Below are 14803 nucleotides of genomic sequence, written 5' to 3'. Positions count from 1 at the left end.
ACGAATAGCTCTTTCCCGCTCTGTATTTCGCTGCCACACGCTATTCAAGATAAAAAGCTGTCTACCACCTGTTTCGAGCGAAGCAAGAACAGCTAATAGACAGCTTTTTTATTTAAAAACCAGGGTTCTGTTTAAGAGTACGGTCTACATCAATATCCGTCTGCGGAATGGGCAGCAACGCATTCTTGGGGTAAATAAAGTTGTTGAAATCCGCATCGCGGGCTTTCAATTCATTCAAGCCTTCCGGCGTCTCGAATAGCTTGTATCGCACCAAATCACTCCAGCGTATGCCTTCACCCGCAAGTTCCGTGATCCGCTCATGACGAAGCTGCGTTCTGAGGGTGGCTTGGTTAAAGCTAGCAGCCACGAGCGGCACCAGATTAGCCCGATTTCGCACCTGGTTGATGAGGGCAACCGCAGCAGGAACCTGATTTTGCTCGTTGAGTGCTTCTGCCTGCATCAGCAGCACGTCGGCATAGCGAATTAGGCGAATGTTGATACCCGAGAATAAGTTTTCGAAGGTCCGGGTACGATCATTCTGGTATTTACGCCACAAGAGGCGATTGGGGTTGATGTTCAGGCCACCCGCACCAAAAGGTTTACCATACACGATTGGGGTACCAACTGCGCTGAACATGGTAACGTCGCGGCGCGGGTCTACTCCGCCAGTTGTCGTTTTATCGTAGAATTCACTGAACAACCAAGGGCGCACTTCAACGTCGGTGTAGCCGATACCGGGCGGGCCAAAGAACTGCGCCCGTTCATTTCCCTCAGTAGAACCCGGCTGGTCTTGGGTGTTGTTTTGATTCACACCCGAGAACTGGACTTCATAGACCGACTCCGAGTTATTCTCGTTGGCTTCCGTGAAGTTATCCGAGTAGTTAGGTACTAGCGAGTATACGTTTGAGTTGATTACCTCCGCAAACTGAGCGGAGGCCTGCGCCCATTGGGGCTGCCGCATCTGCATGTACACTTTTCCCATTAGCGCCGCCGCCGCTCCACGGGTCGCCCGACCCTTGTTGGCATCATCATACGTCAGGGGCAGGTCTGGTTTTGCCGCGGTCAGGTCCTTGATAACCTGGGCATACACCTCTTCCTGCGTCACCTGCATCACGCGGGTGTTGGCGTCAAACACCGTCAGCACCAGCGGGATATTGCCAAATAGCAAACCTAGGTCGTAGTACACCAGTGAACGCAGGAACAACGCTTCGGCCAACGTCCGCTTCTTCAGATCCTCATCCATCTGAATATTCGGCACATTCGTCAGGACTTGGTTGCAGCGAAAAACGATGCTGTACATGTCGTTCCACATGTACTGCGACCGTTGGTCAGAGGTATTAACCTGCCGGAAAACTAAGTATTGGTTTAGGCCGGTATCCGGAGTATTCGTAAACGACTCGTCGGTGCGGCCCGTAGTGGCAAAGTGCCAATATAGGCTGTAGTTAGTGAAAATTTGCTGGCGGGAATATGCGGCAACCATCGCCCGTACGGCATCGTCCTGGGTTTTCCAGAACTGCTCGGTGCTAGGTCTATTCGGGCTCACTTTATCTAGCAGATCCTTGTCGCAGCCAGTAGTAGCGAGCAAGGTACCTAATACGGCTAGGGTAGTAATTTTCTGTATTTTCATGGGGAATTAGTTCGAAAGGTGGCGCATTGCTAAGCTGTTGCCCAGCGTATTAGAAGTTGACTTGCAGCCCTGCGGTGAATGTCCGCACGTTTGGGTAAGTGCCATCGTCAAGTCCCCGACCAAAAATGCCAAGCCCTGGAGTTTCAGGATCGAAACCGGTGTATTTGGTTGCCGTGAATACGTTACGCCCCGTTACGTACACGCGTACGGAACCTAGGCTCGGCACCTTGCTGGTCAGCAGTTGCGGGAAGGTGTAGCCTATCTGTATGTTTCTCAGGCGTAGATAGCTGCCATCTTCTACCCAGCGAGTACTTGCACGCTCGTAGTTCTTTACTTGACCAGCACCACCTCCGTACACTAAGCGCGGGGTTGTATTAGAACCATTTTCTGGTGTCCAAGGCTCAATATCACTGCGGAAGTTACCAGCGCCATCCAAAATATCTAACGAGGCGCGCGTTGAGTTCAGAATATCATTGCCGGTTACGCCTTGGAAGAAAATACTCAAGTCAATTCCCTTGTAAGCAGCTGACAGGTTTAACCCGTATTGCAGCTTTGGAAAAGGGTTACCAACAAATTGACGATCAGTATCAAAATTGATCGTGCCATCGCCATTTGTATCTTCAAACTTTACATCGCCTGGCTTCGCTAAAGGCTGAATAAGATTCCCATTAGCACCTCGATAGTTTTGAATTTCTTCTTCATTTTGGAAGACACCAATCATTTTAAGCAGGTACAGCCGACTGATTGGTTGACCAACTGTAGTACGCGTTACGGGAGTAGTACCTATAAATCCTGGAACATTGGGCTGAAGCTCTGACAGTGCCAGCACTTTATTGCGCAGCGTCGTCAGTGTCAGGTCAGCGCCATAGGTGAATGCCTTGCGAGTTTCGTGATAACCCAGGGCAAGTTCGAAGCCCCGGTTTTCAATTTCACCTAGGTTCGCAAATGGATAAGCGCCCGCACCGGCCACCCCGCCATAACCCGGCAGAGGCGGGTTCACTAAGGCGTTCTTGGTAGTCGAGATGTAGTAGTCCGTCGACAGCGTCAACCGGTTGTCCAGCAGCGCCATATCCAAGCCAAAGTTCGTTGTGTAGCGCGACTCCCAGCGGATACCCCGGCTTTCCAGCGATGGTTGTATGGCACCATTAACCAGCGTCTGGGTAGTACCAAGCGGGTAGTAAATGGTCTGGTTCACCGTAGCCTGGTATGCATAGTTGCCGGCATCGCCCAACTGGTCGTTGCCGTTTACGCCGTAGCTAGCCCGCAGCTTTAGGTTGTTTATGAAGGAGACACTGTTCTTGAAAAAGTCTTCCTCGCTAACACGCCAGCCGAGTGAACCAGCGCCAAAGTTTGCATAGCGCCGGTCAGGGTCGAAGCGCGACGAGCCATCGCGCCGGAAGCTACCCGTTACCAGATAACGCCCCTTGTAGTCGTAGTTTAACTGGCTGAAATACGAGCGTTTTGCATACTCATCAATGCCACCACCTACACTCGGAGGAGTATTTAGGTTGGTACCCGCACCTAGCACAAAGAAGTACTGCGGCGACGACGGGAAGCCGGTTGCGTTGGCCGTAGCATTATCCTGATGATAGGTTTGCTCCGAGTAGCCCAACAGAGCCGTAACGTTGTGGTCGCCGAAGCGCTTGTTGAAATTCAGGGTATTCTCAACCAACAGAAAACGTTGGGTGCCCCGATTCTCGAAAAGGTACGTGGTATTGTTGTTCGACTCCCCCAAACGGATGTACCCTTCCCGGCGAGCATTCCGGTCGTTGTAGTCGTGTATTTCCAAACCTAGGTTCAGACGATAGGAGAGGAAATCAAAGAACGAAAACTCAGCGTTGGCACTCCCCTGCAAGCGGTTGTTCTTCTGCGTGCGGTTCAGAATTTCCTGCGCCGCAATTGGGTTTACCGAGTAGTTAAACAGGTTAGCGCTACCGTAGCCATACCCGCCGAAATTAGCGGGATTGTAGACCGGAATGCCCGGTAGTTCTGTCAACACATCCACGAAGGGCACCTCATTGAGCAGGGTTGTGTTGATGTGCGTCAGCAAGGCGCTTTGACCTAGCTTCAACCGCCCCCTGGTCAGCCCCGAGTTCAGACGCACACTGTAGCGCTCAAACTTTGGCCCTTTCACAATGCCATCCTGGTTGAAGTAACCGCCCGAAATAAGGAAGTTTGTAGAATTCTTGCCGGCGCTGCTGCCCCCTGAGAAAGATAGGTTATAGTCCTGTATTTTACCCGTTTGGAAGAATTCTTTCTGCCAGTCCGTATTCACAGCGTCACTGTAGGCTGGGGTGCCCTTTACCGCGCCAGGCGAAGGAGAAGGAATACCAGCGTTGATGGCGGCTTGGTTGGCCCAATCAGCCCACTGGCTGTGGTTAGCTAGGTTATATTTCCGGTAGATGTTCTCAACTCCGGTGTAGCCGTTGAAGCTAATTTTGGGCTCGCCGCTTTGACCGCGTTTGGTGGTGATCAGGATTACCCCATTCGCTCCACGCGCACCATACACAGCTGTAGAAGAGGCGTCTTTGAGTACGGTAGTCGACTCCACATCATTCGGGTTCAGATCCCGAATGTTATCTGTCCACAATCCATCAATCACATACAACGGATTACTACCGGAGCCCACCGTGCCTACGCCCCTAATGATAATATTAGGCACCGATCCGGGGTTGCCGGCGCTTTCCACCTGCACGCCCGCCACTCGCCCCTGAATGCTCTGAGCTATGTTAGGAACAGGTGTTTTGATTGCTTCATTAACATCAAGGCTGCTCACGGCGCTCGTCAGGTTCTGACGGTCCTGAGTCACATAGCCCACCACCACTACTTCCGAAAGCGCCTTCGCATCCGGCGCTAACGACACGTTGACGGTCGCACGGCCGCCTACTGCTACTTCCTGCGCGATGTAGCCCACGTAAGAAATAACCAGCGTCGCGTTGTCGGGCGCTGTCAGGGCGAAGTTGCCATCGGCATCGGTCTGGGCGCCGTTGGTGGTGCCTTTCACTACCACGTTCACGCCGGGCAATCCTTGGCCCTTTTCATCGGTCACGCGACCTTTGAGGGCTATATCTGCAATCAGGCGCAGATCCAGCCCCATCCGGCTGTTGTCGGGGGTGCTTGCAACTGCCACAATGGGCTGCAACGGCAAGCACAAGAGTATGACCGGAATGGTGAGCCGGCGCATTTTAGGTACATGCTTTTTCATAGAGTACTAATTGTGGGAACTTGGTAAATGAGGAACACAATCGTTTGTGTTTTACATACTATCACAAACGATTGCTGAAACAAACAAAAACTTTGAATAGAATTACTTGGAAGACGCTCTATAATCCCTGCCAGGAAGCTTGGAATGGGCTTTTTTCGCCTATTCAGAGGATTATTAGGGGATATTTTCGATGTAACATTAACAAAGGCTTAACAATAAATCAACAAATTCAGTGGATTTTATTGTTAACACAAAGGATTGTGTATAATTCGGGCCTTTGTTAATTACACTTCTTCACTAGATTGATATCTGCTAGACTGATGAAAGGTCCCTTTCAGGAAAACCACCCTTCCCCTCGCTGGCGGCTGTTTCTTGCTCCTTCCCATGCCCCACCTGATCATGGCACCTATCTAGGTTTTCCCTCGCAGCTGCAACGCTGCTGGCAACTTGTATCATTACCCCGAAAAGCAGAAAGGGACCGGCATACGCCGGTCCCTTTCTGCTTGCGTGCAATAAGAACGAACTACTACGGGCGGTAGAACCGGACCGTGTAGTGGTGTCCGCTACTGGTTAGCTGCACAAAGTACCATCCTACCGGCAAGGTTGGCAAAGCTAGCTTGCCGCTAGCCCGCGTGCTTCCCTGTTGGCGCAGCACCAGCTGACCGGCCGCGCTGTACACAGTCAGGAGCGCGTCGGAAGTTACTGTGCTGTTGTAGTGGTAGCGCAGGTAGTTGTCGGCCAGCTCCGTCGGATATACCTCAAACGCTGAGGATTGCGCTTTCACCTGCACCATCTGCACGGGCGAGAACTGCTCGCTGCTATCTTGGTCTACCTGCCGCAGGCGATAATAAACGACTGTTGATTGATAGCGCGCCAACTTCACATCAAGCCATTGATAGTCGTGGCGGGTAGCTGTTGTGCCTTGCCCCTTCAGGCGCGTGAGCGGCTGGAACCGGACGCCATCGGCGCTGCTTTCCACCACGAAGTACGCGTTGTTTTTCTCCTGCGCCGTGGCCCACTGCACCAACGCATCCGGGCCTTGTGCCTGCGCCGTGAAGCTCATCAGCTCTACCGGCAGCGGATTGCTCGGCTGATCTAGGGTCCAGATAGAGAAGTGGTCCACGCCAGTTGTCGTAACGGTGTGAGCCGTTGCGTTGCGGCTGCTATAACCTATTGGCTGCCAAGGACCAGCGGTACCCGTACTGGAGCGAAACAACATCAACTGATTCTCCAGCATGCCGTTGAGTTCCGTAGTAAAATAGCCGAACTCAAGCGCTACGTTCAGGCCGGCATTCGTGGCAGCCTGAATGTCGTAGTATCGTTTGATGCTCACGCTCGTGCCCTGCCCGGTAAGTGCCGTTCCTGTCACGCGTCGAATGGTCGTGCTGCCGGGTAGTGTCGTGCCGGCGGGCGTCAGGGCCAAACCTAGGTTGCCGAAGGTGTAGCGCGTACCGGCGGTGCTTAGGTCGCGGGTCGTCTGGACCGTACCTGTGAGGTTAGTTATGGTGGCTGTGCCTGCGCTCAGGGAGGGGTAGCGACTCAGACCGGCCGGAATGATTACGTTGTGGGTGGCACTGGGCACCATGCCGAAGCTCCAGTTGCTGCACTCGCTCCAATCCGTGTTGGTGTTGCCCGTCCAAATCAGGGATGGAGTGCTGGCCACGCTGGGCTGCTGCACCGTAACCGTCGCCGTGGCCGTGCTGCTGTTGCCGCTGGCATCCGTAACTGTCAGGGTCACCGGCACGGTTGCGGAGGGAGCAGCAGCGGATGTTGTGGTTACCCAGGCCGTCGAGCTCCCGGTCTGGCGCAGGCTCAGGTTGTCGACGGCAATGTCGCTGTCGCTTCCGTTGATTTCGCCGCGTGCTGCCCGTGGCGGTAAAGGTCAGGCTGAAGGCCGTCCAGGTCGTTCCCGGATTCGGGAAGTTCGTCAGTTCCGTTCCGTTCCGGTCGATGGCGAAAGCGGGCGTGCCTACGGTACCTAGGCCATAGTAATTGCGGTAGCTGCCGCGCAGCACGTAGGTTGCCCCGCTCACGAGTCCAGTCACGGTTTGCGTTATAGGTAGAATCGGTGCTTGTTCCATTGGAGTTAAGAATGAACATGCCGCCCGGATTACCGTTGGTGTTCCAGCCGCCGCTGCCGTCGACATACGTAGCGGTCCAGCCATTGGTATTGGTGTCAAACGTCTCATTCAGGAGGCGCTCCGTACTCTCGGTTAAGCTCAGGGTTACTGGCCCGCAGGCAGCGTTGCTGCCATTATTGACCTGAGCGGCCGTTACACTCGCGTTACCGCTGGCACTCAATGCTACCGTCACATTCTTGGCTGCTGCAACGGGCAAAGCACAAGTAGTCATGGCAATAACGTTGGAGTAGGCTCCCTGCCCCGTCACGGACGTCTTATCCGCCCGCAGGCGGTAGTAGTACGTCGTGTTAGGGTTCAGGCCGGTGATGCTGTGCGTTGTGGTACCGGCCGCAATGGTAAAGGGCGAGCTAGTGATAGTAGTAGCAAAAGTGCTCGACGTAGATACCTCCAGCAGGTAGCTGGTTACCGTACCTAGGTTAGGCGCGGTCCAGTTGGCGGCAAAACCATTGGTAGTTACAGCCGTAGCAGTCACAACACTGGGCACGAGCATGGCGTAGCTTTCCACCCAGTTCGAGGCCGTACCCGTCAGGGCGAAGTTGGTGAGTGTGCCGGCGTACGCGTTGCTGGTCTGGTCGTAGAGGGTGATCTGGCCGGTTGCTGTTGCCCCGGTTCCATCAGCTACCCCATTTACGTACAGTTGCAAGGTTGCGGCAGCCTTGGTCCATACGGCCGCTACGTGTACCCAGCGGTTGGCCGGCAACACAAGGCTACCGTCGGTTACCTGCCAGGTTGAGTTGCCTATGCCATTAGGCCAAACCTCCGCGTGCAATGTGTTGCCATTGAGGTAAAGATTGTAGTCGCCCGTCTTTCGAATAATGGATTGCGCGCCCGTGCCTCCATTGTAATAGACCCAGGCTTCAAGGGTGAAGTTACCCGTGCCCAGACTATTCAGGGCAGGGATACTACCAAAAGCCACGTAATCGCCCGTGCCGTCCAATGCTAGCGCATTGCCGGGCGGCACAGCAGCCACGGTGGTGAAGTTAGTCACGCTGGCTGTGCCGCCGGCTGCTGTAGTCACGCTGGTGGTACCACTAGCCCCAGCTGTAGCAGGTACTTGAAAGGTGATGCTGGTAGCCGTGTTGTTGATGAAGCTAGCCGTGTTAGCCGCCACGCCATTCACCGTCACGCCAGTCACGCCGGCCAGGTTGAGCCGGTCAGCGTCACGGCTTGGCTCCGCACGCCGGAGCTAGGAGAAAAGGACGTGATAGTAGGACCCGTGACAACAATAGTCAGCAAACCGTTCGTCGCTGAAGGAGCTACACTATAGCTGCTGACGTTGCTACTACCCGTGGGCATTACCCAAGAGGAGCCGCCGCCACCGGCAATGCCATCGGTATTGCCACCACCGTAGTAACCACCACCACCACCAGCCCAGTAGCCGGCTCCTCCTATACTGCCAGCCCCATTGGTGTTGCTACCGGCTCCTACACCCGCAGCAGTCTGTGTGGCACCCATACCTCCATTTCCTCCTCCGTTAGCACCCGCAGGAGTACCACCAGCGCCACCAGTAGCCGATTGATCTTCATCAGAACCACCTGCACCGCCTGCCACTAGCAACGCGTTGCGGACTGCATCATAATCGCTGGTTGCGCCATTAGCGGTAGCACGCCGCAAGTCAGTTGCTCCACCACCACTACCAAAGCTAGCCGCTTTACCTCCTCCATTATAACCACCAGCGCCACCGTCATTGCCCCCTTGTCCACCAACACGCACTGTTAGTACCTCACCAGGGATTACCGTGAGCGTCGCCGTGACGCGTGCCCCTAGGCCGTAGTTGCTCTAAGGCCCTGATTAGCTGCAACGCCACCAGCCCCACCGATGGCAGTGACCTGAATGCGCGTTACGCCTGCTGGCACAGTGTACGTCTGGTTGCCACCGATATATGAGAAAGTCGTCGTTTGGGCCAGCGCCCCCCCTACAGAGCCCAGGATCAACAGCACAACGTTGAACCAGTGAGTGAAATGAAGCCCAGTGATATTCAGAATGTTTGATAAACTAGCATGCGGCCATCTAATTCGGTTGCTATAAAGCATTGATGGCTGATGCTTCATCAAAAAAGAGGAGAGATGTTTCAAGCAGGTAGTGATAACAAAGTGGAATAATCCAGCTTCGCATTACAAAGAGTACGCCCGCTTACCAACCTTAGCATCGCATATTGATGCGACCCCCGGAAAGTACAACTCCCTTAATTGTGCCGCTTACGGCTCAGCAATTCGGCCTTGGAGTTAATCCGCAACTTATCGTACACCGACCGGATGTAGGCGCGCACGGTGTTGAGACTGATACCTAACCGGTCAGCTACCAGCTTGTAGCTCAGTCCTTGCTCCAATGCTTCCACGATCTGCTGCTCCCGTGGGGTCAGGCCTACTCCGGAAGCCACCGGCGCGGGTCGGAAGTAGCGCATGACGTGGCGAGCAATGGCCGGAGACATGGGTGAGCCACCCGCCAGCACATCCAGCAGAGCCTGCTTGATGGCGGGCAGCGGCGTACTTTTTACCAGATAGCCTACGGCGCCGGCACACAAAGCTTTGAATGCCCGGTCTGCATCCTGGTACACCGTAATGAGCACTACTTCAGCCTGCGGGGCCTGCTCACGCAGCAGCGCAATACCATCATCCGACACGCCGGGCAGCCCGATGTCCGACAGCACCAATCGCGGCTTGGGGGCACCCGCAGCCAGCAGCACTTCCACCGATTCCACTACCAGGCTGCACTCAAACTCCGCCTGCGCACCTAGGTACGTGCTCAAGGCCTCCCGAATAGCCGACTGGTCTTCCACGATGGCTAAGCGAACTTTCATGCTCCAAAATTATCGGCTTTGCTGGCACGGGAGTATCGCATGTTGATGCGTAAAAGCCACTGGCAGCTTATTGTGTACCTAGGTTAGTGGTTTGCTTTTTCTTCCGGCCGTATGCCTTCCAGCCCGACAGCAACGGCACCGCTACCCGGATGCAAAAGCCTTCGGAAATGCTTTCGCAGCTAGCGGTGCCCATTGCCTGAGCGCGCTCCTTGATATTGCGCAAACCCTGCCCCGTTCGGCGACTATAGCACGGAGCACGGTTGGCAGCAGGCGTAGTCTGGCCATTATCCAGCACTTCGAGCACCAGTTGCGTTAACGCACCCGGCTCCAAACGCACCTGCACCGCGACGCGGGTAGCGCTGGCAGCGTGCTTGAGAATATTATGCAGGCTTTCCTTATAGATCAGATACAGATTGCGCCGGAGCAGCGCCGACAGGCGTTGGGTAAGCAGGCCGGCCGGAGCTTCAAAATGTACCTCCAGGCCGACTGTCCCGAGTACGTCGTAGGCATAGTCGCGCATACGATTCACCAGATCAGCCAGATGGTCGTTGCGGGCATCGAGGCTCCAGACCACATCATTGAGCTGTCGCACGGCTGAGGTGCTGGCATCGGAGATTTGGCTGAGCTGCTCACGATGGCTGGCCGGATCGGCTAACCCTGTAGCAATCTGCTTTGCAGGGATATCTGACTGAGCAATGTGCCTACATCATCATGCAGGTGGGTAGCCAGACGTGTGCGCAGGGCGTTTTCCCGGCGGCGCTGCTGCCGCCTATAGAGCCAGAGCAAGCCGCCGGTCAGTAGCGCCAGCAATCCAAGACCTAGCTTCCCGGCCAAGTGCCGCTGTCGAAGCAGGTGGTCGAGCTGCTGCTGCTTGGTTAGCAGCTGAATCTGGGCTTGCTTCCGGCTAAGTTCGTACTTGAACTGCAGCGCCGCTGTTCGCCGCGCTACTTCTGTGCCCATCAGGCTGTCGTTATACGCAATAAACTGTTGCTGTGCCTGGTATGCCTTGACATAGTTGTGACGCTGCGCATACGCCCGCGCCAATATCTGGGTCGCATCGCGGGCTCCTTGCTGGTAATGATCCTGCCGGCTGACGTGCAGGCTGCGGCGCCCGTACCAGATGGCACTATCGGTGTAGCCAGTACTCAGGCAAACCCGCGCCAGCAGCACCTGCGCCCTCAAGACGGTGAGCAGCTGGTTAGCTGCTTCCGCTTGCTGCAATACGCTGTGACCCAGGACAGACGCATCAGCATGATAGCTTAATTGTTCGTTTACTTCGGCCAGGTTTAGCTTCACTGTCAGCACCTCTGGCTGATTGGCTAAGTGCTGACTGATGGCAATGCTTTGCTGGTAGTATAGGCGGGCGACGCCCCACTGCCCTTGTCGGCAGCTAAGCTCCCCCAACGCCCGCAGAGCTAGGTTGATCCGGTCGGGGTAGTCAAAATAGCGTGCAATCCGCAGCGCCTCCACTAAATATGGCTTTGCCTGGTCATATTCCCGCATCCGGATGTAGATGCTGACTTGAATTTTGAGGCTGGTATTAAAGCGGCGCAGGTCGCCGGCAGCCTCTATTTCCAATCCCTTAAAACAGTATGCTAACGCCTCCGTGTAGCGGCCTTCCTGATCGGCGATCTTACCAAAACGACCTAGGCAGCGCATTACCCCACCTTGGTCATTGAGACGGACAAACTCGGCTTGTGCGGCCTTTAAGCGCCGCATGGCAGGCCCGTATTCGGCCAGTACGATGTGGTAATCGGCGAGGTCCAGTAGTGTTTCGGCAACAAAGCCGCGGTAGTGGACGCGGTAAGCTAGTTGCAGGGCTTCGCGACGCACCGGCCCGGCAGCACGCGCGTTGTAAGCACTGATTTCAGTTGCCAGATGCGTCAGCAGAATCACGCGTAGTATCAGGCTGCGGGTGTGCCTGCACCAGCGCCCGCACACTATCAATGCGATGCAGCTGCTGGGCGCGGGTGCTCGGCAGCAGGGCGCGCAAGCTATTAGGAGAGTCAGCCGGATTGGCCTGCAAAACACCAGTTCCTCCAAGAAACAATCCTAGCCCCAGTAACCACCAATGGCAAAACAGAAAACGCATCAGTGGCATAAAAGCTAGGATGTAGCGAAGACCTCCAAGCGGCTATCAGAGGTTCGGTAGGGGGCAGATATAACGGAACTAGAACACGTAAGTATACACTGGTTTTTTGGCTCTTGTCGAGCCTCAATTACGACAAAATGCAGGCAGCCCCGCCACGGTTCGCAGCACCCTACCTGGCCCTTGTTCTGCCTTGCAAAGCAGCCGAATGTATGACCTCCGCGCCGAACCAGTGGAAGCTAACGTGGCAGGCTAAGTCCGCTGTGCCTGCTCTTGTATCTACCCAAATAGTTGCAAGAATATAGAGCTTAGTGCATTTGGTTTCACAAACGGTTTCTTTTCTTTGTCAGGTAATAATGTCAGCAGCATCCAGGCTTTACAAAGGCCGTAGCCACATTCAGTATGCTGGCATTCTCTCACTTCTGTTACTTACCCATCTGCCAAGCTGGTCAGGCACGGCAACAATTATCCAGACGCAGACTGTTGATTCTTTAGCCAATTAACTTGGTGCTTACTCCCTCGATTCTTTCGTTTTTAATTATTATATGACCTCCAGCCCGTTGATTCCGCCTGATGAAGATGCGCGTTTGCGCACGCTCCAGCAGTACGATGTGCTTCATTCGTTGAACGAGGCGGTCTTCGACGAATTTGTGGCCCTGGCCGCACGCGTTTTTAGCCTGCCCATTTCCCTGATTGCGGTGGTTGATGAAGAGCAGGTACACTATGCGGCCAACTTCGGTATGCCCGGCAACAACGTACAATCGCGGGAGGAGGCCTTGTGCTCTACTGCTATTTTGCACGATAAGGCTGTCGTTTACAAAGATTTATCAACGGAGCAGGAAGCATTTATTACGGCGCAGGCGATGCAGGCGGCCGAGCAGAATCAGCTACGTTTTTACGCCGCCGCACCTTTGCGCATGCCCGACCAGCGGAATGTTGGGGCGCTGTGCATTATTGATCGGCAGCCGCGGGTTTTTACCACTCAGGAGCAGCACGTGCTGGAAGAGCTAGCGGCTTTGGTCAGCGAGGCCGTCGTTACCCGGCATCGCTGCCGAAGCCTGCCGACAGGCGGTGAAGCCCGCTGGCAGAGCATCTGTGGGCAGTTGCAGGAAGAGTTGCAAGGCCTCACGGCGCTGGTGCGCTACATGCTCACGCGCTATGGCATCCAGATTCCGGTGCCGGCTGATGTGCTGGCGCAAGTCGAGCGGCGCTTTCAGGATCTGCACGACATCCTCAACCCGCAGTGGGAGTAGCTGGTAGTGAGAGCAATAGTGGCAGAACCGCTACCTAGGTTCGGCGCCTGACCGGAACAGCGGCCGGTAATCAGCTCAAGGCTTGCCAACTATTTTCGTAAGCGCCTTGTTACCCGGCCAACCCACTTGCTCATGCCCGTCCGCCACTACCCTATTCTGCACGACTACATTGTGGCGAACCGCTGCGTCACGACGGAATACGATGACGTTGCCTTGGAGCTGGTAGAAGGCGCTTTGCCGCCCGAGCTGGTTGGCACGCTGCTGCGCAACGGCAACGGCCGCTTCGAGCATCATGGCGTGAAGTACGACCACCTGTTTGATGGCGACGGCATGGTGGCCCGCTTCCGCTTCGATGGCCGGCAGGTACACTACCGCAACCGGTACGTGCGCACAGCGGAGTTCGTGGCGGAAGAAGCTGCGGAGCGCATGCTCTACCGCAGCTTCGGCACCAACCTGCCCGGTGGCATTCGGACTAACTTTCTGAAAACCAAGTTTAAAAACACCGCCAACACCAGCCTGGTGCAGCACGGCGGGCATCTGCTGGCGTTGTGGGAAGGTGGCCTCCCCCACCGCCTCGATCCGGACACTTTGGATACCCTAGGTCGGTTTGACTACGAGGGCGTGTTGCGCAACCCGTTTTCCTGGCTCGACCGCCTTATCACGCCCGAAATGCCCTTTTCAGCGCACCCGAAGGTGCATCCTGATACGGGGGTGCTCCACAACTTCGGCACGGTGGCGGGGGCTCAACACCGCTTGGCGCTCTATGAGGTTAGCCCGGCCGGTGAAGCTAGGCTGGCGCACGCCTTGCCTATGCCCGAAGCGACTTTCGCCCACGACTTTGTGCTGACCCGGAGCGGGCACCAGATTTTCTTCCTGACGCCGGTAGCCTTCGACGTGCTGCGGGCCATTACGGGCCTTACCTCGCCGGCCGCCTCAATCCGCGTGAACCGTACCCAACCGACGCAGATTGTGGTCGTGGACCCTACCGGCGCGGTGCACCGCCTGGAAACGGATTTTGGCTTCACCTTCCACTTCATCAATGGCTACCAGGACGCCGATGGCACGCTGGTAGCCGATGCGCTGCTGCTCGGCGACTACCCCGATTCGCCCAGCATCAAGGCGTATCTGGCTGGCAATCTGCCTGATGACCAGCCCCAGGCAACCTTCGTACGCTTCCGACTCGACCTAGGTTCCGGCACCGTTACGCGGCAGTCTTTGTCCAGGTACGAAGGGGAGCTGCCCGAAATTCATCCGGCACGGGTTGGCCAGCCGTACCGCTATACCTGGGCCATCGGCCGCCCGCCGGAGTCACCGTCGCCGCTGCTGGATCATCTCATCAAGCTGGATGTTCAGACCGGGCAAGCCCGCCACGCATACGAATCGGGCACCTTGTGCAGCGAACCGGTAGTCGTACCGCGCCTCACCTCCAACGGCGCCGCGAGCCCACGCGAAGACGATGCTTACCTGGTTTACCTGCGGTTTGCCGCGCCTACGCGCACAACCGATCTGATAGTAGCCGATGCTGCTGACTTACGCACCCTGGCCAGGTTGCGGCTCCCGCACAATATTCCGCTGGGGTTTCATGGCTTGTGGCAGGAGCAAACCTAGGTTAGTGGCTATAGACTAACTAGCAGTAACTGTTTACTATTCAAATTTTTAATTGCCAGCACAACGACAAAAGGCTCCTC

Annotated in this window: 12 protein-coding genes; 2 read left to right on the top strand and 10 right to left on the bottom strand. The window is 55.6% G+C overall.

The window, feature by feature from the left end; genetic code table 11:
* Positions 1 to 112: 112 nt before the first annotated feature.
* The 10 genes from IEX74_RS18570 to IEX74_RS18525 all read right to left on the bottom strand — a co-directional run bounded on the left by IEX74_RS18570 (position 113) and on the right by IEX74_RS18525 (position 11874).
* Positions 113 to 1627 (bottom strand): RagB/SusD family nutrient uptake outer membrane protein, encoded by a 1515-nt coding sequence (locus IEX74_RS18570; protein ID WP_188815529.1) that lies wholly within the window; start codon positions 1625 to 1627, stop codon positions 113 to 115.
* A 49-nt stretch (positions 1628 to 1676) separates the two neighbouring features.
* Positions 1677 to 4832 carry a SusC/RagA family TonB-linked outer membrane protein gene (locus IEX74_RS18565; protein ID WP_188815528.1) on the bottom strand — a complete coding sequence of 1052 codons (3156 nt, stop codon included), beginning with the start codon at positions 4830 to 4832 and terminating at the stop codon, positions 1677 to 1679.
* 526 nt (positions 4833 to 5358) lie between these two features.
* On the bottom strand, positions 5359 to 6570 hold the full coding sequence (locus IEX74_RS18560; protein ID WP_188815527.1) for a T9SS type A sorting domain-containing protein: 1212 nt from the start codon (positions 6568 to 6570) through the stop codon (positions 5359 to 5361).
* A gap of 74 nt (positions 6571 to 6644) precedes the next feature.
* Positions 6645 to 8108 (bottom strand): LamG-like jellyroll fold domain-containing protein, encoded by a 1464-nt coding sequence (locus IEX74_RS18555; protein WP_188815526.1) that lies wholly within the window; start codon positions 8106 to 8108, stop codon positions 6645 to 6647.
* Complete coding sequence (locus tag IEX74_RS18550; RefSeq protein ID WP_188815695.1) at positions 8105 to 8707, bottom strand: glycine-rich protein; 603 nt, start codon at positions 8705 to 8707, stop codon at positions 8105 to 8107. Before IEX74_RS18550 ends, IEX74_RS18555 begins: the two co-directional genes overlap by 4 nt.
* 29 nt (positions 8708 to 8736) lie before the next feature.
* Complete coding sequence (locus IEX74_RS18545) at positions 8737 to 8913, bottom strand: hypothetical protein (RefSeq protein WP_188815525.1); 177 nt, start codon at positions 8911 to 8913, stop codon at positions 8737 to 8739.
* A gap of 245 nt (positions 8914 to 9158) precedes the next feature.
* The gene (locus IEX74_RS18540) at positions 9159 to 9773 is read right to left on the bottom strand and encodes a response regulator (protein ID WP_188815524.1); all 615 of its coding nucleotides are present in this window, start codon (positions 9771 to 9773) and stop codon (positions 9159 to 9161) included.
* A gap of 67 nt (positions 9774 to 9840) precedes the next feature.
* Positions 9841 to 10365, bottom strand: coding sequence for a sensor histidine kinase (locus IEX74_RS18535; RefSeq protein ID WP_188815523.1), 525 nt, complete (start codon positions 10363 to 10365; stop codon positions 9841 to 9843).
* Between the two features lie 59 nt (positions 10366 to 10424).
* Complete coding sequence (locus IEX74_RS18530; protein WP_188815522.1) at positions 10425 to 11669, bottom strand: tetratricopeptide repeat protein; 1245 nt, start codon at positions 11667 to 11669, stop codon at positions 10425 to 10427.
* A complete protein-coding gene (locus tag IEX74_RS18525; protein WP_188815521.1) occupies positions 11641 to 11874 on the bottom strand; it encodes a hypothetical protein in 234 nt (77 codons plus the stop codon). Before IEX74_RS18525 ends, IEX74_RS18530 begins: the two co-directional genes overlap by 29 nt.
* Positions 11875 to 12407: 533 nt before the next feature.
* Between IEX74_RS18525 and IEX74_RS18520 the strand changes: the two genes are divergently transcribed.
* The gene (locus IEX74_RS18520) at positions 12408 to 13115 is read left to right on the top strand and encodes a GAF domain-containing protein (RefSeq protein ID WP_188815520.1); all 708 of its coding nucleotides are present in this window, start codon (positions 12408 to 12410) and stop codon (positions 13113 to 13115) included.
* Between the two features lie 132 nt (positions 13116 to 13247).
* Positions 13248 to 14723: a carotenoid oxygenase family protein gene (locus IEX74_RS18515; protein WP_188815519.1), complete on the top strand. Its 1476-nt coding sequence runs from the start codon at positions 13248 to 13250 to the stop codon at positions 14721 to 14723.
* Positions 14724 to 14803 lie beyond the last annotated feature (80 nt).

The organism is Hymenobacter cavernae (genome assembly GCF_014641455.1).
In the GTDB taxonomy this organism is placed as follows: domain Bacteria; phylum Bacteroidota; class Bacteroidia; order Cytophagales; family Hymenobacteraceae; genus Hymenobacter; species Hymenobacter cavernae.
Note: the sequence above shows the minus strand (reverse complement) of the source record. Positions and strands in the feature narration are given on the sequence as shown.